The following is a 25,328-nucleotide window of genomic DNA, read 5'->3' as shown; positions in this document are numbered from 1 at the left end:
TGCTCCGTTCGGGATTGGATTTCGGCTCAGCTGTTGCCGCTGGCCTTATTTTTGAGTTTGCCGTTCAGCGCTTCCAGAACCGCCGACGGCACGAAGGCGCTGACATCGCCGCCCATGGATGCGATCTGCCGCACCAATGTGGCGGTTATAGGCCGCGAGGCCGTGCCGGCAGGCAGAAACAGCGTCTGAATATCCGGCGCCATCTGCCTGTTCATGCCGGCCATCTGCATTTCATAATCAAGATCGGTGCCATCGCGCAGGCCGCGTACAAGCAAGGTCGCGCCGTGGGCGCGAGCGGCATCGACAACCAGATTGTCGAAAGCGACGACGGAAATATCGCCCGCCTTCTGCGGCAGAGCCTCACCGAGCGATCTGCGGATCAGCTCCGCCCGCTCCTCGAAAGAGAAAAGCGGCTTCTTGCCCGGATGAATGCCGATCGCGACGATCACCTTGGCGGCGACATTCAACGCCTGCACGAGGACATCCAAATGTCCGTTGGTCATCGGGTCGAAGGACCCTGGATAGAAGGCTGTCGTCATTATCAAGCCGGCTCGTTGTTTCGACGCCTTTTGTCATGGATGAGGCCGTATCGCAAGTGATTTGCAACCCGGCGGCAGCCTCTGAACTGCAGATGAACACGCCGTTCAAGCCTGTTTCAGCTCGACAATGCTTTACTGGCATCAACATCGAAACGGGCCTGGTTCAACGGCTCGCCGATCTCGGTTTCAGGGACATCATGCCATGCTCGTCTTCATCATCGCAGGCGCCATCATCGGTTCATTTTTCGTCGAATACCTCGTTCATCTTTTCTCCGACCATTATGAGATCGAATGGGATTCCGCCTCGGAAAACAGCAAAGATATCAATTTTGCCCAAGAAATCGCCACTGCCATGCGCAAGACGCATCGCGAATCTGAACGCCAGATGAACAAGGCATTCAAGGTCGCTTCAGGCACACATTGCTAGATAGCTCTCAATATCGGCGGAACCATTTGGAAAACGCCGCGTTAACAGTCCGAAACTCAGATTGCACATTGCGGCAAGAAGGAAGAAGAGTATGCCCGACAAGATCACCCTTATTAACGTTGTTTGGATGGCCATGATTTCGGGAATGCTTGCAGCAACCGTTGCGCTTTACGATCAGAAACCCGACCAGTCGAAGATCTACGGTCCCTTTGCTTCGGCTCGTCCCTTCGTTGCCTCGAGCCAGTACTAAGGGATCTGAACGCTAGTCCCACCAAAGGAGGGAGCGATCATGTTCACAATTTTGACGCTGCTTACACTTTTCATCAGCATCATGTTTGTCGTGTCAGTCGCATCCACCATTTCGGCGCTTCATCGCGAAAGCGAAGAGAGCAAGAGGCTGCATAAGCGTCACAAGACGCTCTGATCTCCGCGTACCGAGCACCTCCCCCGCCACATAGCTCGCATGGAACCTGAACCGGACGCTTTCCCCGCCAGCGTCCGGTTTTTTTCCCTTATGGTCCCGGCGCTTCCCTTAGGCCCCACTGCCAAGACGCAAAAGCATGATTTTGTAAGAGGAAGCGCGCCGGTTGCTTCAATCATGCTATGGTGATCGCGGTTCATCGAGGGATCAAGATGCGCATTGTCCTGATAGGCAGCTCCGGGCGACTTGGCCGGGCGATCTTTAATGCCCTGGCGCCAAGCCATATGGTGATAGGCATCGATCGTTCACCGTTTTCAACGACGCATCTCCTTGGAGATTTTACCGATGCGGCGTTGCTGCGCCGGGCGCTGACGGATGCGGATGCAGTCATCCATTGCGCGGCCTTGCACGCCCCTCATGTCGGCACGGTTTCCGAGGATGAATTTCGGCGCATCAATGTGGATGGAACACGGCAGCTGGCGGAAGCGGCGCTGGCTGCCGGCGTGAGACGACTGGTGTTTACCAGTACGACCGCACTTTATGGTCGGGCGGTCGTTCCCGGTCATTGCACATGGGTCGATGAAGACACCGCACCGCAACCGAAAAGCATCTATCACCGCACGAAACTGGAAGCCGAGCAGACCCTTAAAGGCATGACTGGCCCGGATTTGCAGGTCCGCGTTTTACGCATGTCTCGAAGTTTTCCAGAAGCAGCCAATGTGATGGCTGTTCATCGCCTGCATCGCGGCGTCGATATCCGCGATGTTGCGGATGCCCATGTCGCGGCGCTGACGAACGGCGGCAAAGATTTTCAACGACATATCGTTTCCGCCGGCACGTTATTCAAACCGGAAGACTGCGAAGCGCTCGCGGCCGATGCCGCCTCCGTCATCCAGCTGCGCGCGCCAGGCCTTGCCGCGAAATTTGCACAGCGAAACTGGTCGCTGCCGGACAGAATCGATCGCATTTATGCATCCAAATCTGCGGGCACGGTTCTCGGCTGGCATTTCCGTTTTGGCTATGACGAGGTTTTTGCGCAGCTGGAACGGGAAAGCCTGGAGGTTCTGCCGCCCTTTTCGCAAAATAACGAACGCCCGGAATAAAGAGTTAGGAATCGGCCGCCAGATCCTGTGCGCTCTGCTCCAAATGACAATCGCGTGAGCCTGTTGCCAAGCTCACGCGATCGAAAACCTTCAGCGTCCAGATGGGCCAGCCCGGCCCCACTGCTCTCCGAGCGGGCACAGCGAAGACTATTCTTCGCTGCCCCCCTCGCTGCCGGCATCACCGGCAACAGCATCGTCCTCGGCTGCCGAAACATCATCCTCGTCGCCTTCCGGCTCGCTGATACGCTCGACGGATACGACTTTCTCGTCCTTTGCGGTAGAGAAGATGGTGACGCCCTTGGTGGCGCGGCTGGCGACGCGGATGCCGCCGACTGGCACACGGATCAGCTGACCGCCATCCGAGACGAGCATGATCTGATCGCCATCTTCGACCGGGAAGGCGGCAACAAGCTCGCCGATCTCGCCCGTCTTCGACGTGTCGGTGGCGCGGATACCCTTGCCGCCGCGACCGGAGATGCGGAAATCGTAAGAAGACGACCGCTTGCCGAAGCCCTTTTCCGAAACCGTCAGGATGAACTGCTCGAGCGCCTTGAGTTCTTCATAGCGCTCGTCGCCGAGCTGTCCCTCTTCGGTGACTTCTTCGCCGACCAGTGCAATCTCCTCGTCGTCACCCGTCGCGGAGCGGCGCTCGCTGACGGAGCGCTTGAGATAGGCTGCGCGCTCCCACGGCTCGGCATCCACATGCCGGACGATCGTCATCGAAATGATGCGATCGCCTGGTGCAAGCGTGATACCGCGAACGCCGATCGAATTGCGGCCGGCAAAGACACGCACATCCGATACGGAGAAGCGGATGCACTGGCCGAGCGCCGTCGTCATCAGCACGTCGTCATGTTCGGTGCAGGTCTCCACGGAGAGGATTTCGTCACCCTCCTCCTCGAGCTTCATGGCGATTTTGCCGTTGCGGTTCACCTGAACGAAATCCGACAGCTTGTTGCGGCGCACGGTTCCGCGCGTCGTCGTGAACATCACGTCGAGATTGTCCCAGGTGCTCTCGTCTTCCGGCAACGGCATGATCGTGGTGATGCGTTCGCCGGGCTCCAGCGGTAGCATGTTGATCAGCGCCTTGCCGCGCGATGTCGGCGTGCCGATCGGCAGACGCCAGACCTTTTCCTTGTAGACGATACCGCGAGACGAGAAGAACAGGACCGGCGTATGCGTATTGAGAACGAATAGCCGGGTAACGAAATCTTCGTCACGAGTGGTCATTCCGGAGCGGCCCTTGCCGCCGCGGCGCTGCGCACGATAGGTGGTCAGCGGCACGCGCTTGATGTAGCCGAGATGAGAAACGGTGACGACCATGTCCTCGCGGGCGATCAGATCCTCGTCGTCCATCTCAAGACCGCCATCAACGATCTCGGTGCGGCGCGGCGTCCCAAATTCGTCGCGAACGGCAGCAAGCTCATCTTTTACAATGGTTTGGATGCGGGCACGCGACGAGAGAATATCAAGATAGTCCTTGATCTCAGCGCCGATCTGATTGAGTTCTTCATCGATTTCGTCACGGCCGAGAGCGGTTAGACGTGCCAGACGCAGTTCGAGGATGGCGCGCGCCTGCTCTTCAGAGAGGTTGTAGGTGCCATCCTCGTTGATGCGATGCCGGGGATCGTCGATTAGCCGGATAAGAGATTCGACGTCTGCCGCATTCCAGCGGCGTGTCATCAGCTCTTCGCGGGCCGATTGCGGATCCGGCGCCTGGCGAATGACGCGGATGACTTCGTCGATATTGGCGACGGCAATCGCCAGACCGACCAAGACGTGAGCGCGATCACGGGCCTTGCGCAGCAGATATTTGGTGCGGCGGCTGATGACTTCCTCGCGGAACGCCACGAAAGCGCGCAGCATGTCCATCAGGTTCATCAGCTCAGGTTTGCCGCCGTTCAGCGCCACCATGTTGCAGCCGAAAGAGGTCTGCAGCGGCGTATAGCGATAAAGCTGGTTCAGGATGACGTCGGCATTGGCGTCGCGCTTCAGCTCGACGACGACGCGATAGCCCTGGCGGTCTGACTCATCGCGCAGGTCCGAGATGCCCTCGATGCGCTTCTCGCGCACGAGTTCGGCCATCTTTTCGATCATCGACGCCTTGTTCACCTGATAGGGAACCTCGGTGATGATGATCTGCTCGCGATCGCCACGCATCGGCTCGATGGTCGCGACACCGCGCATGACGACGGAGCCGCGCCCCGTCTCATAGGCGGAGCGGATGCCGGCGCGGCCGAGAATTTTCGCACCGGTCGGGAAATCCGGACCGGGGATGATCTCCATCATCTCAGGCAGCTCGATCGCCGGATTGTCGATCAGCGCGATACAGCCGTTGATCACTTCGGAGAGATTGTGCGGCGGAATGTTCGTCGCCATACCGACCGCGATGCCGCCGGAGCCGTTGACGAGCAGGTTCGGGAAGCGCGCCGGCAGAACCTTCGGTTCTTCCGTCGTCGCGTCGTAGTTTTCCTGGAAATCGACCGTTTCCTTGTCGATATCCTCGAGAAGCTCGTGGGCGACCTTCGTCAGGCGGGATTCCGTGTAGCGCATCGCCGCCGGCGGATCGCCGTCAATCGAGCCGAAATTGCCCTGCCCGTCGATAAGCGGCACACGCATCGACCAATCCTGCGCCATGCGGACCAAGGCGTCATAGATCGAAGCGTCGCCGTGCGGGTGATAGCTACCCATGACGTCGGCGACGGGACGGGCCGACTTCACATATTTGCGGTTCCAGTGATAGCCGCTCTGATGCGCCGCGTAGAGGATGCGCCGATGAACGGGCTTCAAACCATCGCGAACGTCAGGAAGCGCACGGCTGACGATCACGCTCATGGCGTAATCGAGATACGACCGCTGCATTTCCTCGATGATGGAAATCGGCTCGATGCCTGGCGGGAGCTTCCCGCCGCCGGGTGGTGTTTGCTCAGTCAAAACAGATCACGATCTCTTTTAGAATCACTGCGAAATTTATAGCCGAAAGGCCTGGCGAGCGCCAATTTTGGCCGGTGTTTTTGAACAGGTTTTGCCCCTTTAAGCCATGGAATCGAACATTTCCATGGCGAAACTGATCAACACCAGCGCATGACCCTTTGCGAAAGCCCGTTCCTCGCATAACAATGCTCGCTAACAGCGACAGAAAAAGCTTCGGGGACTATATGGCGAGCGCGGATACGCTGATCAATGCCTTCACGACTCTGCTTGTCACTGTCGATCCGCCGGGGCTCGCGCCGCTTTTCATCGGACTTACGGCTGGCATGAATCGTTCGGAGCGCAAGCAAGTGGCGCTGCGCGGCTCGCTGATCGCCTTCTTCATCCTGGCGGCCTTCGCCCTGTTCGGCGCGAGCGTGCTTGGTGTGCTTGGCATCTCCATCGGCGCCTTCCGCATTGCCGGCGGCTTGTTGCTGTTCTGGATCGCCTTCGAGATGGTGTTCGAGCGGCGGCAGGACAGGAAGGAAAAGACAACCGAAGTCGCGATCACCAAGGATCATATCCGCAATATTGCGGTCTTCCCCCTCGCCCTGCCCCTGATCGCCGGTCCTGGCGCCATCTCCGCCACCATTCTGTTGGCCGGCTCGCTGCAAACGACGCTTGACCGGGCACAACTGATCGGCGTCATCGCCGTCAATCTGGCCCTGGTCTTTGCAGCCCTTGCCATTTCAGACAGACTCGACCGAATGCTCGGCGCTACCGGCCGGGCCATTCTCACCCGGCTGCTCGGGGTTATTCTTGCGGCGCTTGCCGCGCAGTTCGTAGTGGATGGAGCAAGAGCGGCACTCACGCTTTCATGAAAAGCACGTCGGTCAGACGGTTTGTTCAATGAGCCGGGATACTCGGTAACTGAAAGCGCTCGGAGCTCTCGATGTTAAAAAGCATAATAAGATCAGTCTTCAAAAGGTATGGCTATACGTTTCTCAAGACGGTGTATCTGCGCGACCATAAGGACAGCGAATATGCTTCAATGAGCATTGTCACCGAGGATGACCTCAACAAGAAAATCCTGTTCATCTATCTGCGCGATGAGGTTACCCGAACACATATTCTCACCGAGAAAAATCTCACTCAAACTATCGATGCGTGTGAAGCTATCCTGAGAGAAATTAAAGGGGCGACCAAGGACCAATCAATTGATAATCCAGCCGCCCTAGAAGAATAGCGAAGACAAATCGAAGCTGATAAAAACCCGCCAAAAGACGGGTTTCAAGGTCAGTCGGGCACACCTATCTCAGAAGGGGATGTCATCATCCAGATCGCGCGAGAAGTTGCCGCCGCCCTGGCTGCTGCTGCTGCCACGGTTGCCGCCACCGCCACGGGAGGAGCCTTGCGATGAGGACTGGCCGTAGTCGTCGCCACCGTAGTCGCCGCCAAAATCACCGCCGCCGCGGCCACCACGACTTCCACCTTCGATGGAACCGCCGCCCTCGCCGCGGCCATCGAGCATGGTCAGGGTCGAATTGAAGCCCTGCAGCACGACTTCGGTCGAGTAGCGGTCCTGACCGTTCTGATCCTGCCATTTGCGCGTTTGCAGCGCGCCCTCGATGTAAACCTTGGCACCCTTCTTCAGATATTGCTCAGCCACCTTGCAGAGGCCTTCATTGAAGATGACGACGCGGTGCCATTCGGTCTTTTCCTTGCGCTCGCCGGAATTGCGGTCACGCCAAGTTTCCGACGTGGCAATATTGAGGTTGGCGATCGGGCGGCCGTCCTGCGTGCGGCGGATTTCCGGGTCCGCCCCGAGATTTCCAACCAGAATTACCTTGTTCACACTACCGGCCATGATACCACCCTGCTTGCCGCCCATCGACGGCTTTGAAATTCTATGGGGAGCACCTTAACCCATAGCGGGCGTCAGGTGCTATTTATGCGGCCTTCTCAGTTCCGTTCATCCACAAAGAAATCGCCGCGATAATTTTGTTCTTTATTTGTTCTAATTTATCCCTATGATGATGTCAACGGAATCGAAAACCCGGCTCCATCCCTTCATTTCAGCCTCGACTCGCGGGCTGACATCACTAAATAAAGGCAGACTCCAAAGGACCTGCATACGACGATGAGCGAACTGAAGACTATTTCGATACGTGGTGCGCGCGAGCACAATCTCAAGGGCATCGATCTTGATCTGCCACGCAACAAGCTGATCGTCATGACCGGCCTTTCCGGCTCCGGCAAGTCGTCGCTCGCCTTCGACACCATCTATGCTGAGGGCCAGCGCCGCTATGTCGAAAGCCTTTCGGCCTATGCGCGGCAGTTCCTCGAAATGATGCAGAAGCCTGATGTCGACCAGATCGACGGCCTCTCGCCGGCGATTTCGATCGAGCAGAAGACGACCTCGCGCAATCCGCGCTCGACAGTCGGCACGGTCACGGAAATCTACGACTATATGCGTCTGCTGTTTGCCCGCGTCGGCGTCCCCTATTCACCAGTCACGGGCCTGCCGATCGAGAGCCAGACCGTCAGCCAGATGGTCGACCGCGTGCTCGCCTATGAGGAAGGCACGCGGCTTTATATTCTCGCGCCGCTCGTGCGCGGGCGTAAGGGCGAATACAAGAAGGAACTGGCAGAGCTCATGAAAAAGGGCTTCCAGCGCGTCAAGGTCGATGGCCAGTTCTACGAGATCGCCGATGTGCCGGCGCTCGACAAGAAATACAAGCACGACATTGACGTGGTCGTCGACCGTATCGTCGTGCGTCCAGACATGGCGGCTCGCCTTGCCGACAGCTTCGAGACATCACTGCGTCTTGCCGATGGGCTTGCGGTCGCGGAATTCGCAGACAAGCCGTTGCCGCCTGAAGAAACCGCTGCCGGCGGTTCCGCCAACAAGTCGCTGAACGAGACACATGAGCGTGTGCTCTTCTCGGAGAAGTTCGCCTGCCCGGTTTCCGGCTTCACCATTCCGGAAATCGAGCCGCGCCTGTTCTCCTTCAACAATCCCTTCGGCGCCTGCCCGTCCTGCGACGGCCTGGGCTCGCAGCAGAAGATCGATCCGGAACTGATCGTGCCGGAGCCGGAACGTACGTTGCGCGATGGCGCGATCGCTCCCTGGGCCAAGTCGACCTCGCCTTATTACAACCAGACGCTGGAAGCGCTCGGCAAGCATTATGGCTTCAAGCTCGGCAATCGCTGGAACGAGCTGTCCGACAAGGCCAAGGATGTGATCCTGAACGGCACGGAAGACAAGATCGAATTCCACTATGCCGATGGAGCGCGTTCCTACACCACGCATAAGAATTTCGAAGGCATCGTGCCGAACCTCGAGCGCCGCTGGAAGGAAACGGATTCCGCCTGGGCACGCGAGGAGATCGAACGCTTTATGTCGGCCGCCCCCTGCCCGGCCTGCAACGGCTATCGCCTGAAACCGGAGGCTCTGGCGGTCAAGATCGACAAGCTGCACATCAGCCAGGTGGCGGAGATGTCGATCCGCGTTGCTCGCGACTGGTTCGATGCGCTGCCGGGCACGTTCACCGACAAGCAGAACGAAATCGCGGTGCGCATTCTCAAGGAAATCCGCGATCGCCTCCGCTTCCTCAACGATGTCGGCCTCGAATATCTGAGCCTGTCGCGTAACTCCGGCACGCTGTCCGGCGGCGAAAGCCAGCGCATCCGGCTCGCGTCGCAGATCGGGTCGGGCCTGACCGGCGTTCTCTATGTCCTCGATGAGCCGTCGATCGGCCTGCATCAGCGCGACAATGCACGTCTTCTGGAGACGCTGAAGCATCTGCGGGATATCGGCAATACCGTCATCGTCGTCGAGCACGACGAGGACGCCATCCTCACAGCCGACGATGTCGTCGATATCGGCCCTGCGGCCGGCGTGCATGGCGGGCAGGTGGTGGCGCATGGCACGCCGCAGGAAATCATGGCGAACCCGAAGTCACTGACCGGTAAATATCTTTCCGGCGAGCTCGGCGTGCCGGTTCCGGACGAGCGACGCAAGCCCAAGAAAGGCAAGGAGATCAAGGTCGTCGGCGCAAGGGGCAACAATCTCAAGAATGTTACGGCGTCTATCCCGCTCGGTGTCTTCACTGCAGTGACTGGCGTGTCCGGCGGCGGCAAGTCTACTTTCCTGATCGAGACGCTTTATAAGTCGGCGGCGCGGCGTGTCATGGGCGCTCGTGAAATCCCCGCCGATCATGACCGCATCGACGGTTTCGAGCATATCGACAAGGTGATCGACATCGACCAGTCACCGATCGGCCGCACGCCGCGCTCGAACCCAGCGACCTATACCGGCGCCTTCACGCCGATCCGCGACTGGTTCGCTGGCCTGCCGGAAGCCAAGGCGCGCGGCTATCAGCCGGGCCGCTTCTCCTTCAACGTCAAGGGCGGCCGCTGCGAGGCGTGCCAGGGCGACGGCGTCATCAAGATCGAGATGCACTTCCTGCCCGACGTCTACGTCACCTGCGACGTCTGCCACGGCAAGCGCTACAACCGCGAAACCCTCGACGTCACCTTCAAGACCAAGTCGATCGCCGACGTGCTCGACATGACGGTCGAGGAAGGCGTCGATTTCTTTGCGGCCGTCCCCGCCGTGCGCGACAAGCTGCAGAGCCTGAAGGATGTCGGTCTCGGCTATATCAAGGTGGGACAGCAGGCCAATACGCTTTCGGGTGGCGAGGCGCAGCGCGTCAAGCTAGCCAAGGAATTGTCGAAGCGATCGACGGGCCGCACGCTCTACATTCTCGACGAACCCACAACTGGATTACACTTCCACGATGTCGCCAAGCTTCTGGAAATGCTGCACGAACTGGTCAATCAGGGCAATTCCGTCGTGGTCATCGAGCACAATCTCGAAGTCATCAAGACCGCCGACTGGATCCTCGATTTCGGTCCTGAAGGGGGTGATGGCGGCGGCGAGATCGTGGCTGTCGGCACGCCGGAGGCGATCGTGAAGGAGAAGCGCTCCTATACGGGGCAATTCCTGAAAGAACTGCTGGAGCGGCGGCCGGTGAAGAAGGTTGCGGCGGCGGAGTAAGGTTACCCGGCAGAATGGCCAAGGAGGAGAGAATGACCAAAGCGGGCGAAATCCGCACAGGTATCGGCGGATGGACCTTCGAGCCCTGGCGCGGGACCTTCTATCCCGACACACTGAAGCAGAAGGACGAGCTGAATTATGCCAGCCGCCAGCTGAAAGTGATCGAGGTCAATGGCACCTATTACAGCACGCAGAAGCCTGAAGTGTTTGCCAAATGGGCCGCCGATGTCCCCGATGGCTTTATTTTCTCCCTTAAGGCGACGCGTTTCGTCACCAACCGCCGCGTCCTTGCCGAAGCGGGCGAGTCAATGCAGAAGTTTCTGGAATCCGGCATCAGCGAGCTCGCCGATCACCTTGGCCCGCTGCTCTGGCAGTTCGCACCGACGAAGAAATTCGATCCGGATGATTTCGAGGCTTTCCTGAAGCTGCTGCCGGCCAAGCAGGATGGGCTTGCTCTCAGGCATGTGGTCGAAGTCAGGCACGATTCCTTCAAGGTGCCGGAATTCATTGCACTGCTTGAAAAGTATAATGTAGCGCCAGTCTGTGCCGAGCATTTCGAATATCCGATGATCGCCGACGTGACCGCGGACTTCGTTTATGCCCGACTGCAAAAAGGCTCGGATGACATCAAGACCTGCTATCCGCCGAAGGACCTGAAAGCCTGGGCGGATCGCCTGAAAACCTGGGCCGCGGGCAAGGTGCCGGATGACCTGCCGCTGATCGATGCGAAACGCAAAATCAAAGCCGAGCCGCGTGATGTCTTTGCCTTCATGATCCATGAGGGCAAGGTGAACGCGCCTCCGGGCGCGATCGCATTGCAGGAAGAAGTGGCAAAGTAGCCCTATAGCGGCTTGACGGCTGCTACGAGATCTTCGGCCGTCAGTCCTTTGCCGGCATGCTGGCCCGCCAAGCCATGCAGCCAGACGCCGGCCGCGGCGGCTTCGAAGGCGGGCGCTCCCTGCGCCATGAGGCCGCCGACAATGCCGGCAAGCACATCGCCCGAACCGGCGGTCGCCAGCCAGGGCGGCGCGTTCGCGTTTATCAAGGCCCTGCCATCGGGGGCGGCGATCACGCTGTCGGCGCCCTTGTAGATGATCGCGGCATGGGCTCTCCTTGCCGCTGCCTTCGCCTTGTCGATCTTGCTCAATGTCTCGTCGGCCGCAATATCGGGAAAGAGGCGACCAAACTCCCCCTCATGCGGCGTCAGCACCAATCGCGTCGGCCCTTCGGCAAAAGCATCGAACAATCGCTGCGGCTCGTCGCGAAACGAGGTGATGCCGTCTGCGTCCAATACCAGATGCCGATCCGCAAGCGCGAGGCAGAATTGCCGCGCCTTCTCACCGGCGCCGAAGCCCGGCCCCAGAATGAAGGTCGAAAGACGCTGATCGGTAAGCCATTTCCGTAAAGCGGCTTCGTCGTCGACTGCATGCAGCATGATTGAGGTCAACAAACTGGCGTTAACCCCCAGAGCCTCCGAGGGCGATGCAATAGTGACGAGCCCTGCCCCAGCCCTCAGGCCCCCCATTGCCGACATGCGCGCGGCACCTGTCGCGTTCGGCCCGCCCGAGAAGACGACGAGATGACCTCGCTTGTATTTGTGCGTCTCGACGCCTGCCGAAGGTATGGCCGCCTGCCACTGTGCCGGCTTGTTTTCGGCGAGCAAGCGGTCGGCATGGGCGCGGACGATGCGGTCGGGAATGCCGATGTCGAAAACCTCAAGCTCTCCGCAAAGGTCGCGACCGGGAAGGAGAAGATGTCCCGGCTTGCGTGTCATGAAGGTCACTGTTCGCACAACGCGAAAGGCAGCGCCGAGAATGTGGCCGCTGCGGCCATCGAGGCCCGAGGGCAGGTCAACGGCAATCACCGGAATGCCAGCCTCATTGACACGCCCAATAATGGCCACCACATCATCCGGCACGGGACGGGAGAGTCCTGCGCCAAAGATAGCATCGATCACCACATCTCCGGTCATCGGGGCGTAACCACCGAACGCGGCTCCATCGATGGGACAATCGGCGAAAGCGCGGGCGGCGTCCCCCTTGAGCCGCTGCGGCTCCCCCAGATGAAATAGCTGTACGTCGGCTCCGGCCTGTCGCAGCGCCCGCGCCGCCACATAGCCGTCCCCGCCATTATTGCCAGGCCCGCAAAGGACGACATAACGCAGCGCTTCGGGAAAGTGCCGAAGTGCAGCGGCAGCAACCGCCTGCCCTGCCTTCTCCATAAGGCCATAGGAGCCGATGCCGGATGCGGCCGCAGCGCGGTCGACGCGAGACATGGCGTCAGGGGTGAGCAGCAGATCGGCGAGCGGGAACATCATGGCGGATATTATAGATGCGAAATCTGCCTCAAAAACAACCGCTATTGCGGCGGCCATTTTGGTTTATAAATATGCATTTGCACAACAATTAACCGATAACATTCAAGACCTTGCTGGAGCACAAACATGACGCGCACAGCACTTTTTTGCGAAATTTTGCTTATCCAACGCATTTCGACGCGAAATCGCTTCCATTTTCCCGAAAAATCCTCATCAATTCATCGTCTCGGTGCGAAATCGCCGGGAATTTTTACGGCAGCTTGTTTTCAATTGGCATGATACGTGCATTACGTTGGCCGAGCGGGAAATAGGCCTGCTGTAACAGGAGAAGCGGAGAGACATTTTCTCATGAAAAAGATCGAAGCGATCATTAAGCCTTTTAAGCTCGACGAAGTGAAGGAAGCCCTTCAGGAAGTCGGACTGCAGGGCATCACCGTCACGGAAGCGAAGGGCTTCGGTCGTCAGAAGGGCCACACGGAGCTTTACCGTGGCGCCGAATACGTCGTCGACTTCCTGCCGAAGGTGAAGGTCGAAGTTGTGTTGGCGGACGAAAATGCGGAGGCGGTGATCGAGGCCATCCGCAAGGCCGCGCAAACAGGGCGTATCGGCGACGGAAAGATTTTCGTTTCCAACGTGGAAGAAGTCATCCGAATTCGTACCGGCGAAACAGGCATCGACGCCATCTAATCCGCCCGGCCCTTCGGGCCGCGGCTCGTTCAATCGTCATCTATGTCAAGGGAAGTAATTTCATGACGACTGCAAGCGAAATTTTGAAGCAAATCAAGGACAACGACGTCAAGTTCGTCGACCTGCGCTTCACCGATCCGAAGGGCAAGCTGCAGCATCTCACCATGGATGTGGTCTGTGTCGACGAAGATATGTTCGCCGATGGCGTCATGTTCGACGGCTCCTCGATTGCGGGCTGGAAGGCCATCAACGAATCCGACATGGTGCTGATGCCGGATCCGGATACGGTCCACATGGATCCATTCTTCGCGCAGTCGACGATGGTCATTCTCTGCGACATCCTAGACCCGATCTCCGGCGAATCCTATAACCGCGATCCGCGCGGCACTGCCAAGAAAGCCGAAGCCTATCTCAAGGCTTCGGGTATCGGCGACACCGCCTACTTCGGCCCGGAAGCCGAATTCTTCGTTTTCGATGACGTCAAGTACAAGGCCGATCCCTACAATACCGGTTTCAAGCTCGATTCCAGCGAACTGCCGTCCAACGACGACACCGACTATGAAACTGGCAACCTCGGCCACCGTCCGCGCGTCAAGGGCGGTTACTTCCCGGTTCCGCCGATCGACAGCTGCCAGGACATGCGTTCGGAGATGCTGACGGTTCTGACAGAAATGGGCGTTACCGTCGAAAAGCATCACCATGAAGTCGCAGCCGCCCAGCACGAACTCGGCATCAAGTTCGATACGCTGGTACGCAGCGCCGACGGCATGCAGATTTACAAGTATGTCGTCCACCAGGTCGCCAATGCTTATGGTAAGACCGCAACCTTCATGCCGAAGCCGATCTTCGGCGACAACGGCTCGGGCATGCACGTTCACCAGTCGGTCTGGAAGGGCGGCAAGCCGACGTTCGCAGGCGACGAATACGCAGGTCTTTCCGAAACCTGCCTCTATTACATCGGCGGCATCATCAAGCATGCCAAGGCGATCAACGCCTTCACCAACCCGTCGACGAACTCCTACAAGCGTCTCGTTCCGGGCTACGAAGCTCCGGTTCTGCTCGCCTATTCGGCTCGCAACCGTTCGGCTTCCTGCCGTATCCCGTTCGGCTCGAACCCGAAGGCAAAGCGCGTCGAAGTCCGCTTCCCTGACCCGACGGCCAACCCCTATCTCGGTTTCGCCGCCATGCTGATGGCCGGCCTCGACGGCATCAAGAACAAGATCCATCCCGGCAAAGCCATGGACAAGGATCTCTACGACCTGCCGCCGAAGGAACTGAAGAAGATCCCGACGGTCTGCGGCTCGCTGCGCGAAGCTCTGGAAAGCCTGGACAAGGACCGCAAGTTCCTGACCGCCGGTGGCGTTTTCGACGATGATCAGATCGATGCCTTCATCGAACTGAAGATGCAGGAAGTCATGCGCTTCGAAATGACCCCGCATCCGGTCGAATATGACATGTACTATTCGGTCTAATAAAAAATTGCGAAAGCCCCGGCCTTGCCGGGGCTTTCCTCATTATGAGGAAGCCGGTGGCAGGCGTCCCTCCAAATACCGTCTTCACATTGAGCTGCTGCTCGGCGTAGAACCGAGCCGAATGTGACAGTTCAATGAAGGAATGAGGGCAAAATCCTTGATATCAGTGGTGAAAGTCACCACATGATTGCTTGAAAGGAAGTCGTGCCATGAAACAACGAAACGCAAAATTCAATATTGGCGACGTGGTTCGACACCGGATGTTCCCCTTCCGCGGTGTCATCTTCGATGTCGATCCGGAATTCGCAAATACAGAGGAATGGTGGAATTCCATTCCCGCGGAAGTGCGTCCCGATAAGGACCAGCCCTTCTATCATCTTCTCGCCGAAAACGACGAGACGGAATATGTCGCATACGTATCGGAGCAGAACCTCATCAACGATGAGAGCGGGCTTCCCTTGCGCAATCCGCAAGTCGCTCAGATATTCGACCAGGCCCCGACCGGGCAGCTCAAGCCCAAGATGAGCTTTGCCCATTAAACACCGCTAAAATATATCCTATTCCAAAGGGAAGGCGCTCCCAACGCCTTCCCTTTTTATTTGGCTTCCGAGCATCGCATGCCGTCCCCTGCGCAAAGAAAAAGCCCGGAGCGCTCCGGGCTTTTTTTTATAGGATAATGAAATTCCGCAAGCTTACTGCGCTTTGGCAGCCTTCTGAGCGTCTTCCAGCTTCTTGCGTGCTTCCTCAGCCTTCTTCTGCATGCTGTCCTGCAGGCTCTTCTGGCTTTCGGCGAGCTTGCTGTCGGAGATAGCCGGGCCGTCAAAAGCGGCGCCGAAGCCGGTCAGCGAGATCTTGATCGGGTTCGGAGCGCGACGGAAGTTCACAGACGTGAAGGTGACGTCGGTGCCCTTCTTCAGCGAAGCAATCATCGCGTCCGTCACGGGGACTTCCGCGGTGCACTTGTCTGGAAGGCAGACGGCGTAATCGAGCTTCTGGCCCTTGCCGCCATCGACCTGCATGGTGATGCCCGGCGGAATGAGGCGGGCCGTCGGAACGGAGATCTGCAGGATCTTGCGGTTAACCTTGCCATCGACGGAGATGAGCCCAACAGCCGTAACGAGCTGGCCGTTGTTTGCCATGATCAGGTTCTGCACGATGCAGATGTCGGCATCGTCCTGTTTGGTGCAGGTCTTGTACCAGCCCAGACGCGGCTGGTTGGGATCACCACCGCCATCGGCCGGAGCTGCGTTGGACGCATCCTGCGCGAAAGCGGCAGCCGGCATGGCCGCGCCAATCATGAGAGCCAGAGCAGAAAGACCTGCCCGCATTTTGTTGTCAGTCTTGAACATCATAGCGAAACCGCCTCCTGAAATCCGCTGCGGGACGACAGCGCGCCGTCCCATGCAATTCGGGTCAAACCGTCGTCCACCTGTCGAATGAATAAGGCAAATACATGACCCGAGAAACCCGGCACCCCTGTTACATCGCACTGGCACGGATATCCAGCTTTTCTTTGGCCTTTTCTGCCAAGTCCTAAGATTTCCGCAGTCGCGTGTTGAATTCGGCACGCTCATGATAATGTTCGGCCGAATCATACCCTTCCCGGAAAGGATGCCATGCAAGCGCTCCGGATCGCTGCCTTCCTGTTCTTCGCAACCTTGTGCAATGCCGCGGCAGCTCAGCCGCTTTACGGCATCGCCATGCATGGAAATCCGGCGCTGCCGGCGGACTTCAAGCATTTCCCCTATGTCAATCCGGATGTCAAAAAGGGCGGCCGCGTCAGCTATGGCGTCGTCGGCACTTTCGACAATCTCAACCCCTTCATTCTGAAGAGCATGCGCACGACGGCGCGGGGCATGTGGGACCCGGAATACGGTAATCTCGTTTATGAACCGCTGATGGTGCGCTCGCGCGACGAGCCTTTTACACTGTATGGGCTGCTGGCGCAGACGGTCGAATGGGACGACAGCCGAAGCTATATTCAATTCAACCTCAATCCTGATGCCAAATGGTCAGACGGGCAGCCGGTGACGCCGGAAGATGTGATCTTCACGTTCCAGCTTCTTCGCGACAAAGGCCGCGTCCCGTTTTCATCGTGGCTTGAGACCATCGCCAGCATGGAGAAGGTTGGTGAGCACAGCGTGATGATCCGCTTCAACGAGAAAGCCAATCGCGAAACGCCGCTCATCATCGCCTCGTCGCTGCCGATTCTGCCGAAGCATGCGATCGACACGGATAGTTTCGATCAGACCTCCCTGCGCATTCCGATCGGCTCCGCCCCCTACAGGATCAAGAGCATCGATCCCGGCCAGCGCATCGTCTTCGAGCGCCGTTCTGACTACTGGGGCAAGAACCTCCCGTCGAAGGTCGGCATCGACAATTATGATGAAATCACCGTCAATTACTTCCTGCAGGACACGACGCTGTTCGAAGCTTTCAAGAAAGGCGATGTCGATATTTATCCCGACGGCAGCCCGGGCCATTGGCAGCAGGCTTACAATTTTCCTGCGGTAACGTCCGGCGCCATCATCAAGGAGACCTTTAGGCCAAAAACGCCGAGCGGCATGTTGGGTTTCGTCTTCAATACGCGGCGGCCGATGTTTGCCGACAAGAATGTGCGCAAGGGGCTGACCCTCGCCTTCGACTTCGAATGGCTGAACCGAAATCTCTATTCAGGCGCCTATAAGCGCACGGAGAGCTATTGGCAAAATTCCGATCTTTCGTCGTTCGGCATTCCCGCGGATCCGCACGAGCTCGCCATGCTGGGACCGATCAAGGATCGCATCGATCCGGACGTGCTCGATGGCACCTACAAGCTGCCCGTCAGCGACGGTTCCGGGCGTGACCGCAAGATCCTGCGCGAGGCGGTAGCCCTGCTCAAGCAGGGTGGCTATACAATCCGCGGTGAGAAGATGGTCGATAAAAACGGCCGCCAGCTCAGCTTCGAAATATTGACCCAAAATGCAGATCAGGAGCGCATGGCGATCCCCTATCGCCGATCTCTGGAATTGCTCGGTATTGCAGTAACGATTCGCACGGTCGATGATTCGCAATATCAGCTCCGGACGATCAACTATGACTACGACATGATCATCAAGTCCTACCCTTCGTCGCTATCGCCGGGCATCGAGCAAGTGGGGCGCTGGAGCTCCGCTGCCGCCAAGACCGAAGGCAGCCTTAACTTCGTCGGCGTCGCAGACCCCGATGTCGATACGCTGATATCGCATTTTCTGATGGCGCGTTCGGCCGAGGATTTCCGCGACGCCGTGCGTTCTTTCGATCGGATGCTGATTTCCGGATATTATCTAGTGCCGCTCTACCATATCGACCAGCAATGGGCAGCGCGGCGCAGCCGCATCAGTCATCCCGGTGTTCTGCCGCTTTACGGGTACTATCTGCCTGCGTGGTGGGATGCTTCCGCGCAATAATCTCGGCCGGTTCCCTTTCGGTAACCGGTTGAAGCCATCGGCACAAAGGCATAGATGGAGAAGAACAGCGCGAAAAACCGAAAGGATAAAACCATGGAACGCATCACGATCGACATCGTCTCGGATGTCGTCTGCCCATGGTGCTATCTCGGCAAGGCCCGCCTGGAGCTCGCCATTGCCGAGGTGCAGGACGAAGTAGGCGTCGACCTCAACTGGCGACCCTATCGGCTCAATCCCGACTATCCGCCCGAAGGCGTCGACCAGAAAAAGGCGCTGGAGCAAAAGCTTGGCGGCGCCGAGCGTGTCGCCGAGGGGCACAAGATGTTAACCGAGCTCGGCCGCGAAGTGGGAATCAAGTTCGATTTTGACGCCATCAAGATCGGCCCGAACACGCTCGATGCCCATCGCCTCATCCACTGGTCCGTCACCGAAAGCCGCGAAAAGCAGGACAAGGTGGTCGATGCGCTCTTCAAGGCCAATTTCGAAGAGGGCCTCAATGTCGGCGATCATGCCGTACTGCTCGATATTGCCGAAAAGGCCGGGCTCGACCGCTCGGTCATATCAACGCTGCTAGCCTCCGATGCGGACCGCGATCTCATCATCGGCGAGATCGACGCCGCCCAGAAGATCGGCGTCAACGGCGTTCCCTTCTTCATCTTCGACCAGCAATATGCCGTCAGCGGCGCGCAGACGCCGGATGTGCTCGCCGAGGCCTTGCGCGACATCGCCAAGATGAAAGCGGAAGCACGGGCGGGGATGAACTAAGCGGGATTCCGCTTTTTCGATCATAGCTGCAAGAGCTTCCGCGATCTGCGATTCGCGGAAGTAGCCGCGTCATACCGGCATCAGGTTTTTGCCAGTAATCCCGAAGCCATCGCCCGGAAGGCTTCTATCGCCTTGGGCAGCACTTCCGCCGGATTATCGCTGGCAGCAACCCAGAGGGCAGCATTCAGCGCCGCACCGGAAATGAGCCGGGCAGCCGCCTCGGGATCGACCGGCTTGACCATTTCTTGTTCCAGAAGTTTTGAGACCGTCTGCCGGGTGCCGGCGAGACAGCTGTTCTGCTGGGCCATTTCGAGGGGTCGCCCAGAACGGCCGGACCGTCGAGCAAGACGATGCGCTGGACCTCCGGATCGAGAGCCATCTTGATGTAGGCTTCGCCTTCCGCAAGCAGACCTTGCCAGTCCCCATCCGCCTGCGCGCCGATCTCCTTCGCCCGTAGCGCCAGTTCGTTGTCGATCTGATCGACGACGGCGGCGAGCAATCCGCGCTTGTCGCCGAAATTATGATAGAGGGCGCCTCTCGTCAGGCCGACGTCTGCCGTCAACTCATCCATTGAGGCCGCTGCAAATCCTTTCTCCGCGAAGGCTTTCCGCGCAGCGGCAATCAGCTTGCTCCGATTTTCTTCCATGGTTTCCAGGCGCTTTGCCATATCACTCTCAAATTTCACATACGTTTCGTATTTGAAATATTGACATACGTCGCGCATATGAATATTTCACATACATATCGTATATCAAACGAAGCGGCAGTTTGGAAGTCTCGCGCGAGCTTGCTTTCTTCCGATCTTTTCACATCAACGAAAGCCAAACATTATGACGACACGTAACGCAATCTTCCCGAAGAACAGGCATGCGCTTTATGAGGAGCACGGCTATTCCGCCGCAATCCGCTCCGGCGATCTGCTCTTCGTCTCCGGCCAGGTCGGCAGCCGCGCGGATGGAAGCCCAGAGCCGGATTTCGAAAAGCAGGTCCAGCTCGCCTTCGACAATCTGAGAGCAACTTTGGAAGCGGCAGGCTGCACCTTCGATGACATCATCGATGTCACGTCGTTCCACACAGACCCGGAGCGGCAGTTCGGTGCGATCATGACCGTCAAGAACCGGATATTCACCGAAAAACCCTACCCGAACTGGACGGCGATCGGCGTCAATTGGCTGGCGGGCTTCGATTTCGAAATCAAGGTCATCGCGCGCATTCCGGATGCCGCGGAGATGCGCGAGCCACAAGCGGCTTGAGGGTATGGTCAGATTTCAGCTCGCGGCGGAAAATGACCGTCGCGGGCTGGGCGTGGCCGTCAAAGCTAAATTTGTGCAGCCGCGCTTCCAGCCGTTGCGAGATGTGCGGAAGTCGCTACTTTTCTTCGTCGATGAAACTGCGGATTTCGATGATGAACGTTTCCACCCGCCCCGATCTGAGCGATATAACACTGGGAGACTGGGTGGATCGCCGTTTGCCTGCGGCGTTGAGACCGTACACGCGACTTGCGCGGCTGGACCGGCCGGTCGGCATTTGGCTCACGCTTTTTCCCTGCTGGGCAGCGCTCATTCAAGCCTCATATGGTTTTCCAGATATCAGACAGCTGGCCATCTTCTCGCTGGGCGCATTGCTGATGAGAAGCGCAGGCTCGACGGTCAACGACATCGCAGATCGGAAATTCGACGGCCATGTCGAGCGAACCCGCTTCCGCCCCTTGGCAAGCGGTCAAATCGGCGTGCGGCAGGCCGTGCTGTTTCTTGCGGCGGAACTGGCGCTGGCCGCCTCGCTTCTATTCCTTCTGACGCCCTTTACGCGCCTCGTCGCGATCAGTGTCCTGCCCCTCGTCTTTGTTTATCCGCTCTGCAAGCGTTTCACATACTGGCCCCAGTCCGTGCTTGGCGCAGCATTCAATTGGGGAATGCTGATGGCCTGGTCGGAAGTCACAGGCGCGATCCCCGTCGGTGCGGTTCTGATGTGGCTTGGAGCCATCGCCTGGCAGATCGGATACGATACCGTTTATGCCTATGTCGATGTTCGCGACGATACGCGGCTGGGCTTGAAGTCGACCGCCATCCTGTTCGGCGACCGCGGCAGGGCATGTATCGGCCTGTTCTATACCATTGCCATCGCGGCATGGTCCGCCGGTGGATGGTTGACGGGCATGTCATTGCCTTATGCGACAGGAATGCTTGTCATCGCCGCCCATCTCGGCTGGCAGACTTGGCGCCTCGATCTTTCACGCCCAGAGATCAGCTACCGGCTGTTTCTAGCGAATATTCTAACGGGTATGTTGCTGGCCGCAGCGGCCTTTGCTGGAACTCTATAAGCCGCGCCCAAAGGAAGAGATGCGGATTTTCGGCTCAGAGCCCACCTCCTATTTCGCCAGCTCCGCCAGCTGCGTCATGACAACTGCCGCTCCCTGCAGCCGCTTCTCCGGCGTCGGCAGGTCGCGGGTCAGGAAGACGCTGTGGTCGGTGCGGATCTTGGCCATGGTGCCCTGCTTGGCGATGTAGCCAACGAGATTGGCGGGGTTCGGGAATTCCTTGTTGCGGAACTGTACTACGACACCCTTCGGACCGGCATCCAGCTTCTCGACGTTGGCGATGCGGCACAGCGACTTGATGTAGACGACCTTGAGGAGGTGCTGCACCTCCATCGGCAAGGGACCGAAACGGTCGATCATTTCGGCGCCGAACCCGTCGATCTCCTTCAGCTCCGTGATCTCGCCGAGGCGGCGATAGAGCGCCATGCGCAGATGCAGATCGGGTACGTAGTCATCCGGGATCATGACAGACGTGCCGACGGAGATCTGCGGCGACCAGCCGGTATCCTGGATTTCGTCGACGCCCTTGACCTCGGCGACGGCCTCCTCGAGCATCTGCTGGTAGAGCTCGAAGCCAACTTCCTTGATATGGCCTGATTGTTCTTCGCCGAGCAGATTGCCGGCGCCGCGAATATCGAGATCGTGGCTCGCCAGCTGGAAGCCGGCGCCGAGCGTATCCAGCGACTGCAGCACCTTCAGTCTGCGCTCCGCCGTAGTCGTCAGAACCTTGTTGACCGGCAGGGTAAACAGCGCGAAGGCCCGGACCTTGGAGCGGCCGACACGGCCGCGGAGCTGATAGAGCTGGGCAAGGCCAAACATGTCCGCGCGGTGGACAATCAGCGTGTTGGCCGTCGGCACGTCGAGACCGGATTCGACGATGGTCGTCGATAGCAGCACGTCATAACGCCCCTCGTAGAAGGCATTCATGATGTCTTCCAGCTCACCGGCGGGCATCTGGCCATGGGCGACCGCCACCTTCAGCTCCGGCACATCCGATTGCAGGAAGGCATGGATATCGGCGAGATCGGCGAGGCGCGGACAGACATAGAAGCTCTGGCCGCCACGATAATGCTCACGCATCAGCGTTTCGCGGATGACCAGCGAATCGAAGGGCGAGATGAAGGTGCGCACCGCCATGCGGTCGACCGGCGGCGTGGTGATGAGCGACAGTTCACGCACCCCGGTCATCGCGAGCTGCAAGGTGCGCGGGATCGGCGTCGCCGACAGCGTCAGCACATGCACGTCGCTCTTCAGCTCCTTCAGGCGTTCCTTGTGCTTGACGCCGAAATGCTGCTCCTCGTCGATGATGAGCAGACCGAGATTGGCGAACTGGATGCCGGCGCCGAGGAGCGCGTGGGTGCCGACAACGATATCGGTCTTGCCATCGGCCACTTCCTTCTTGGTGAGCGCCAGTTCCTTGGAACCGACCAGGCGAGATGCCTGCTGTATGCGGATCGGCAGCCCACGGAAGCGCTCGGAGAAGGTCTTGAAATGCTGGCGCGAAAGCAGCGTCGTCGGCACGACAACGGCGACCTGCACGCCATTCATGGCAGCGACGAAGGCCGCGCGCAGCGCCACTTCCGTCTTGCCGAAACCGACGTCGCCGCAGACGAGACGGTCCATCGGCCGGCCGGCGCCGAGATCCTCACGCACCGCCTCGATGGCGTTCATCTGGTCGTCGGTCTCGTCATACGGGAAGCGCGCGGCAAATTCGTCATACAGCCCGTCCGGCGCGCTGAGTACAGGCGCATGCCGCGTCAGGCGTTCGGCCGCGACGCGGATCAAGGCGCCGGCCATATCCAGCAGGCGCTTCTTGAGCTTGGCCTTGCGCATCTGCCAGGCGCCGCCGCCGAGCTTATCCAGCTGCGCCTCGGTGCCCTCGCCGCCATAGCGCGAGAGTAGATCGATGTTTTCGACCGGCAGAAACAGCTTGGCATCGTCGGCATATTGCAGCTCGAGGCAGGCGTGCGGTGCGCCGGCTGCCTCGATGGTCCTGAGGCCAACGAAACGGCCGATACCGTGCTCGGCATGAACGACGATCGAGCCTTCATCCAGGCCTGCTACTTCCGAGATGAAATCGGCGGCGCGCTTGCGCCTCTTGGAACGGCGCACCATGCGGTCGCCGAGAATATCCTGCTCGCCGATAACGATCAGATCGCCGGCTTCGAAACCGGCTTCGAGGCTGAGCACGGCCGCGGCCGCCTCACCCTTCGCCAGGCCGCCGAGGTCCTTGAAGGCCTCGATCGTCTTGACGCGCGCCAGCCCGTGTTCGGATAGCACCTGCAGGAGGCGATCGAGCGAGCCTTCGGTCCAAGCAGAAATAAGCACTTTGCCGCCCGCAGCCCGCTTGTCGGCGATATGCTTGACGACCGCATCGAAGACGTTGACGCGCTCGCTATCGGTTGTGTCGGTCGCTGACCGCGCCCAACGTGGCCCCTGGCGGGCATCTAGCTCGATGACGCGACGCGCCTCGCCCTCATGCTCGTTGAAGGGCGAAATACGGATAGCGTCGAAGGCATCGAGCGCATTGCCGAAAGCCTTGCCATCGAGATAGAGCTGGCCGGGCGTTACTGGCTTATAGGGCGTGCCCTGTGCCATCTGCCCCTTGGCCTGCTGGCCGGATTGAAGGCGGGCGTCGTAATAGTCGAAGACGAGCTTGGAGCGCTCCTCGGCCGCCTCGCGCACGGTGTGATCCGTGACCAAGCGGAAGCCTTTAAGGTAATCGAAGACCGTCTCGAGCTTCTCGTAGAACAGCGGCAGCCAATGTTCCATGCCGGCGTATCGCCGACCTTCGGACACGGCGAGATAGAGAGCGTCATCGCGCGTGGCGGCGCCGAAGGCGGAGAGATAGTTCTTGCGGAAGCGGCTGATCGTATCCGGCGTCAACGTCACTTCGCTCATCGGATTGAGATCGAGCGAACGCACCTGCCCTGTCGTGCGCTGGCTGGCCGGATCGAAGCTGCGGATGCTCTCCAGCGTATCGCCGAAGAAGTCCAGGCGCACCGGCTCTTCCGTGCCCGGAACGAAGACGTCAAGAATGCCGCCGCGCACGGCATATTCGCCGACCTCACGCACGGTTGCCACGCGCTCGAAGCCGTTGCGCTCGAGACGAGCCGCAATATCGTCCATCCGGACCTGGTTCCCCGGACGTGCCGAGAACGCCAGGCTTTCGATGATATCCTGCGGGGCGACTTTCTGCAGCATGGCGTTGACGGTCACCAGCACAATGGCTGCATGCGGCTTGTGATGATGCGCGATCAGGCCGGACAAAGCCGCCAAGCGCCGGGCCGAGGTGTCGGAGCTCGGGGAGACACGGTCGTAAGGAAGGCAATCCCAGGCCGGCAGGGTGAGTACCGGAATTTCAGGCGCGATGAAGCCGAGCATCTGTTCGACATCGGCCATGTGCTGCCCGTCGGACATGACATAGGCAACTGGCTGGCCGGCCTTTGCCATTTCGGCAATCAGGAACGGCTCAAGACCGGCCGGAACATGACCGATCGTTGTCGGCTCGCTGGCGGCGAGCAGCTTCTTCGCATCGAAACCGGGGATCATCTCGTTAATCCGAACCTTTCGGCGATCTCTTCGAAATCGGGCTTGTAGGATGCCAGGCGCTCAAAGAGCGGTGTGCGCAGATGCTGCGGCGTCGGCTGGCTGCCGAGGATCCACTTCAGGAGATCGTTGTCCTCTTCGGCCATGATGCGCTCGAGCTCATCGAGATCGGCTTCAGCGAGGCCCGGCAGCTCGTTGTCGGCAAATTGGCCGAAGACGAGATCCATCTCGCGGATGCCGCGATGCCAGCAACGGAAAAGGATGCGCCGACGGCGAGGATCGAGATCGGCACTGCTGAGGGTCAGCCCAGTCATCAAAAACACCTTTATGT

General features: G+C 59.0%; 23 protein-coding genes and 1 pseudogene. 16 read left to right on the top strand and 8 right to left on the bottom strand.

Annotated elements, in window-relative coordinates; all coding sequences use genetic code 11:
• Nucleotides 1-26: 26 nt before the first annotated feature.
• Nucleotides 27-539 (bottom strand): pantetheine-phosphate adenylyltransferase, encoded by a 513-nt coding sequence (gene coaD, locus ACK83U_RS06825; RefSeq protein WP_015339888.1) that lies wholly within the window; start codon nucleotides 537-539, stop codon nucleotides 27-29.
• Between the two features lie 202 nt (nucleotides 540-741).
• Here coaD and ACK83U_RS06820 point away from each other — a divergent pair, with 202 nt between their 5' ends.
• The 4 genes from ACK83U_RS06820 to ACK83U_RS06805 all read left to right on the top strand — a co-directional run bounded on the left by ACK83U_RS06820 (nucleotide 742) and on the right by ACK83U_RS06805 (nucleotide 2,490).
• Complete coding sequence (locus ACK83U_RS06820; RefSeq protein WP_246698826.1) at nucleotides 742-966, top strand: hypothetical protein; 225 nt, start codon at nucleotides 742-744, stop codon at nucleotides 964-966.
• Nucleotides 967-1,057: 91 nt separating this feature from the next.
• Complete coding sequence (locus tag ACK83U_RS06815; protein WP_015339886.1) at nucleotides 1,058-1,216, top strand: hypothetical protein; 159 nt, start codon at nucleotides 1,058-1,060, stop codon at nucleotides 1,214-1,216.
• 39 nt (nucleotides 1,217-1,255) lie between these two features.
• Nucleotides 1,256-1,390, top strand: coding sequence for a hypothetical protein (locus ACK83U_RS06810; RefSeq protein WP_257713997.1), 135 nt, complete (start codon nucleotides 1,256-1,258; stop codon nucleotides 1,388-1,390).
• A 209-nt stretch (nucleotides 1,391-1,599) separates the two neighbouring features.
• Nucleotides 1,600-2,490: an NAD-dependent epimerase/dehydratase family protein gene (locus tag ACK83U_RS06805; RefSeq protein WP_112610363.1), complete on the top strand. Its 891-nt coding sequence runs from the start codon at nucleotides 1,600-1,602 to the stop codon at nucleotides 2,488-2,490.
• A gap of 147 nt (nucleotides 2,491-2,637) precedes the next feature.
• Here ACK83U_RS06805 and gyrA read toward each other — a convergent pair whose 3' ends face one another.
• On the bottom strand, nucleotides 2,638-5,424 hold the full coding sequence (gyrA, locus tag ACK83U_RS06800; RefSeq protein WP_112400632.1) for a DNA gyrase subunit A: 2,787 nt from the start codon (nucleotides 5,422-5,424) through the stop codon (nucleotides 2,638-2,640).
• 224 nt (nucleotides 5,425-5,648) lie between these two features.
• Between gyrA and ACK83U_RS06795 the strand changes: the two genes are divergently transcribed.
• Nucleotides 5,649-6,281, top strand: coding sequence for a MarC family protein (locus tag ACK83U_RS06795; RefSeq protein WP_112610361.1), 633 nt, complete (start codon nucleotides 5,649-5,651; stop codon nucleotides 6,279-6,281).
• 71 nt (nucleotides 6,282-6,352) lie between these two features.
• Complete coding sequence (locus ACK83U_RS06790) at nucleotides 6,353-6,646, top strand: hypothetical protein (protein ID WP_112610293.1); 294 nt, start codon at nucleotides 6,353-6,355, stop codon at nucleotides 6,644-6,646.
• Between the two features lie 69 nt (nucleotides 6,647-6,715).
• On the opposite strand, the gene ACK83U_RS06785 is transcribed toward ACK83U_RS06790, so the two are convergent.
• Complete coding sequence (locus ACK83U_RS06785) at nucleotides 6,716-7,267, bottom strand: single-stranded DNA-binding protein (RefSeq protein WP_112610359.1); 552 nt, start codon at nucleotides 7,265-7,267, stop codon at nucleotides 6,716-6,718.
• A gap of 273 nt (nucleotides 7,268-7,540) precedes the next feature.
• Here ACK83U_RS06785 and uvrA point away from each other — a divergent pair, with 273 nt between their 5' ends.
• On the top strand, nucleotides 7,541-10,462 hold the full coding sequence (gene uvrA / locus ACK83U_RS06780; protein ID WP_112610291.1) for an excinuclease ABC subunit UvrA: 2,922 nt from the start codon (nucleotides 7,541-7,543) through the stop codon (nucleotides 10,460-10,462).
• A gap of 32 nt (nucleotides 10,463-10,494) precedes the next feature.
• Nucleotides 10,495-11,301, top strand: a complete 807-nt coding sequence (locus tag ACK83U_RS06775; RefSeq protein WP_112610289.1) for a DUF72 domain-containing protein — start codon at nucleotides 10,495-10,497, stop codon at nucleotides 11,299-11,301.
• 2 nt (nucleotides 11,302-11,303) lie between these two features.
• On the opposite strand, the gene ACK83U_RS06770 is transcribed toward ACK83U_RS06775, so the two are convergent.
• Complete coding sequence (locus tag ACK83U_RS06770; protein ID WP_112610287.1) at nucleotides 11,304-12,779, bottom strand: NAD(P)H-hydrate dehydratase; 1,476 nt, start codon at nucleotides 12,777-12,779, stop codon at nucleotides 11,304-11,306.
• Between ACK83U_RS06770 and ACK83U_RS06765 the strand changes: the two genes are divergently transcribed.
• The 4 genes from ACK83U_RS06765 (at nucleotide 12,778) to hspQ (ending at nucleotide 15,477) form a co-directional block, all read left to right on the top strand.
• Nucleotides 12,778-12,909, top strand: coding sequence for a hypothetical protein (locus ACK83U_RS06765; protein WP_281409876.1), 132 nt, complete (start codon nucleotides 12,778-12,780; stop codon nucleotides 12,907-12,909). The two genes, ACK83U_RS06770 and ACK83U_RS06765, sit on opposite strands and share 2 nt — an antisense overlap.
• Nucleotides 12,910-13,127: 218 nt before the next feature.
• A complete protein-coding gene (locus ACK83U_RS06760) occupies nucleotides 13,128-13,466 on the top strand; it encodes a P-II family nitrogen regulator (RefSeq protein WP_015339877.1) in 339 nt (112 codons plus the stop codon).
• Nucleotides 13,467-13,528: 62 nt separating this feature from the next.
• A complete protein-coding gene (gene glnA, locus ACK83U_RS06755; RefSeq protein ID WP_112400637.1) occupies nucleotides 13,529-14,938 on the top strand; it encodes a type I glutamate--ammonia ligase in 1,410 nt (469 codons plus the stop codon).
• A 209-nt stretch (nucleotides 14,939-15,147) separates the two neighbouring features.
• Complete coding sequence (hspQ, locus tag ACK83U_RS06750) at nucleotides 15,148-15,477, top strand: heat shock protein HspQ (protein WP_015339875.1); 330 nt, start codon at nucleotides 15,148-15,150, stop codon at nucleotides 15,475-15,477.
• A 153-nt stretch (nucleotides 15,478-15,630) separates the two neighbouring features.
• Here hspQ and ACK83U_RS06745 read toward each other — a convergent pair whose 3' ends face one another.
• A complete protein-coding gene (locus tag ACK83U_RS06745; RefSeq protein WP_015339874.1) occupies nucleotides 15,631-16,290 on the bottom strand; it encodes an invasion associated locus B family protein in 660 nt (219 codons plus the stop codon).
• A gap of 264 nt (nucleotides 16,291-16,554) precedes the next feature.
• Here ACK83U_RS06745 and ACK83U_RS06740 point away from each other — a divergent pair, with 264 nt between their 5' ends.
• Both ACK83U_RS06740 and ACK83U_RS06735 read left to right on the top strand, forming a co-directional pair.
• Nucleotides 16,555-18,366: an extracellular solute-binding protein gene (locus tag ACK83U_RS06740; protein ID WP_112610285.1), complete on the top strand. Its 1,812-nt coding sequence runs from the start codon at nucleotides 16,555-16,557 to the stop codon at nucleotides 18,364-18,366.
• A gap of 93 nt (nucleotides 18,367-18,459) precedes the next feature.
• Complete coding sequence (locus ACK83U_RS06735) at nucleotides 18,460-19,131, top strand: DsbA family oxidoreductase (protein WP_112610283.1); 672 nt, start codon at nucleotides 18,460-18,462, stop codon at nucleotides 19,129-19,131.
• Nucleotides 19,132-19,211: 80 nt separating this feature from the next.
• Here ACK83U_RS06735 and ACK83U_RS06730 read toward each other — a convergent pair.
• Nucleotides 19,212-19,798, bottom strand: a pseudogene (locus ACK83U_RS06730) (TetR/AcrR family transcriptional regulator).
• 163 nt (nucleotides 19,799-19,961) lie between these two features.
• Between ACK83U_RS06730 and ACK83U_RS06725 the strand changes: the two are divergent.
• Nucleotides 19,962-20,384 carry a RidA family protein gene (locus ACK83U_RS06725; RefSeq protein ID WP_112610281.1) on the top strand — a complete coding sequence of 141 codons (423 nt, stop codon included), beginning with the start codon at nucleotides 19,962-19,964 and terminating at the stop codon, nucleotides 20,382-20,384.
• Nucleotides 20,385-20,536: 152 nt separating this feature from the next.
• Nucleotides 20,537-21,451: a 4-hydroxybenzoate octaprenyltransferase gene (gene ubiA, locus ACK83U_RS06720; RefSeq protein WP_112610355.1), complete on the top strand. Its 915-nt coding sequence runs from the start codon at nucleotides 20,537-20,539 to the stop codon at nucleotides 21,449-21,451.
• A 48-nt stretch (nucleotides 21,452-21,499) separates the two neighbouring features.
• Here the strand turns inward: ubiA and mfd are convergent, their stop codons facing one another.
• Nucleotides 21,500-25,000 carry a transcription-repair coupling factor gene (gene mfd / locus ACK83U_RS06715; protein ID WP_112610279.1) on the bottom strand — a complete coding sequence of 1,167 codons (3,501 nt, stop codon included), beginning with the start codon at nucleotides 24,998-25,000 and terminating at the stop codon, nucleotides 21,500-21,502.
• Nucleotides 24,997-25,311 carry a succinate dehydrogenase assembly factor 2 gene (locus ACK83U_RS06710; RefSeq protein ID WP_112610277.1) on the bottom strand — a complete coding sequence of 105 codons (315 nt, stop codon included), beginning with the start codon at nucleotides 25,309-25,311 and terminating at the stop codon, nucleotides 24,997-24,999. Before ACK83U_RS06710 ends, mfd begins: the two co-directional genes overlap by 4 nt.
• Between the last annotated feature and the right edge of the window lie 17 nt (nucleotides 25,312-25,328).

This window comes from Rhizobium sp. WW22 (assembly GCF_047041135.1).
Lineage (GTDB): Bacteria > Pseudomonadota > Alphaproteobacteria > Rhizobiales > Rhizobiaceae > Rhizobium.
Note: the sequence above shows the minus strand (reverse complement) of the source record. Positions and strands in the feature narration are given on the sequence as shown.

Coding starts and splice junctions, on each gene's coding strand:
- ACK83U_RS06710 (WP_112610277.1), bottom strand. CDS start 25,311: ATGACTGGGCTGACCCTCAGCAGTGCCGATCTCGATCCTCGCCGTCGG.
- ACK83U_RS06735 (WP_112610283.1), top strand. CDS start 18,460: ATGGAACGCATCACGATCGACATCGTCTCGGATGTCGTCTGCCCATGG.
- ACK83U_RS06810 (WP_257713997.1), top strand. CDS start 1,256: ATGTTCACAATTTTGACGCTGCTTACACTTTTCATCAGCATCATGTTT.
- ACK83U_RS06785 (WP_112610359.1), bottom strand. CDS start 7,267: ATGGCCGGTAGTGTGAACAAGGTAATTCTGGTTGGAAATCTCGGGGCG.
- mfd (WP_112610279.1), bottom strand. CDS start 25,000: ATGATCCCCGGTTTCGATGCGAAGAAGCTGCTCGCCGCCAGCGAGCCG.
- ACK83U_RS06740 (WP_112610285.1), top strand. CDS start 16,555: ATGCAAGCGCTCCGGATCGCTGCCTTCCTGTTCTTCGCAACCTTGTGC.
- ACK83U_RS06795 (WP_112610361.1), top strand. CDS start 5,649: ATGGCGAGCGCGGATACGCTGATCAATGCCTTCACGACTCTGCTTGTC.
- ACK83U_RS06815 (WP_015339886.1), top strand. CDS start 1,058: ATGCCCGACAAGATCACCCTTATTAACGTTGTTTGGATGGCCATGATT.
- ubiA (WP_112610355.1), top strand. CDS start 20,537: ATGAACGTTTCCACCCGCCCCGATCTGAGCGATATAACACTGGGAGAC.
- coaD (WP_015339888.1), bottom strand. CDS start 539: ATGACGACAGCCTTCTATCCAGGGTCCTTCGACCCGATGACCAACGGA.
- ACK83U_RS06790 (WP_112610293.1), top strand. CDS start 6,353: ATGTTAAAAAGCATAATAAGATCAGTCTTCAAAAGGTATGGCTATACG.
- uvrA (WP_112610291.1), top strand. CDS start 7,541: ATGAGCGAACTGAAGACTATTTCGATACGTGGTGCGCGCGAGCACAAT.
- hspQ (WP_015339875.1), top strand. CDS start 15,148: ATGAAACAACGAAACGCAAAATTCAATATTGGCGACGTGGTTCGACAC.
- ACK83U_RS06725 (WP_112610281.1), top strand. CDS start 19,962: ATGACGACACGTAACGCAATCTTCCCGAAGAACAGGCATGCGCTTTAT.
- ACK83U_RS06745 (WP_015339874.1), bottom strand. CDS start 16,290: ATGATGTTCAAGACTGACAACAAAATGCGGGCAGGTCTTTCTGCTCTG.
- ACK83U_RS06770 (WP_112610287.1), bottom strand. CDS start 12,779: ATGATGTTCCCGCTCGCCGATCTGCTGCTCACCCCTGACGCCATGTCT.
- ACK83U_RS06765 (WP_281409876.1), top strand. CDS start 12,778: ATGGCGGATATTATAGATGCGAAATCTGCCTCAAAAACAACCGCTATT.
- ACK83U_RS06775 (WP_112610289.1), top strand. CDS start 10,495: ATGACCAAAGCGGGCGAAATCCGCACAGGTATCGGCGGATGGACCTTC.
- ACK83U_RS06820 (WP_246698826.1), top strand. CDS start 742: ATGCTCGTCTTCATCATCGCAGGCGCCATCATCGGTTCATTTTTCGTC.
- glnA (WP_112400637.1), top strand. CDS start 13,529: ATGACGACTGCAAGCGAAATTTTGAAGCAAATCAAGGACAACGACGTC.
- ACK83U_RS06805 (WP_112610363.1), top strand. CDS start 1,600: ATGCGCATTGTCCTGATAGGCAGCTCCGGGCGACTTGGCCGGGCGATC.
- ACK83U_RS06760 (WP_015339877.1), top strand. CDS start 13,128: ATGAAAAAGATCGAAGCGATCATTAAGCCTTTTAAGCTCGACGAAGTG.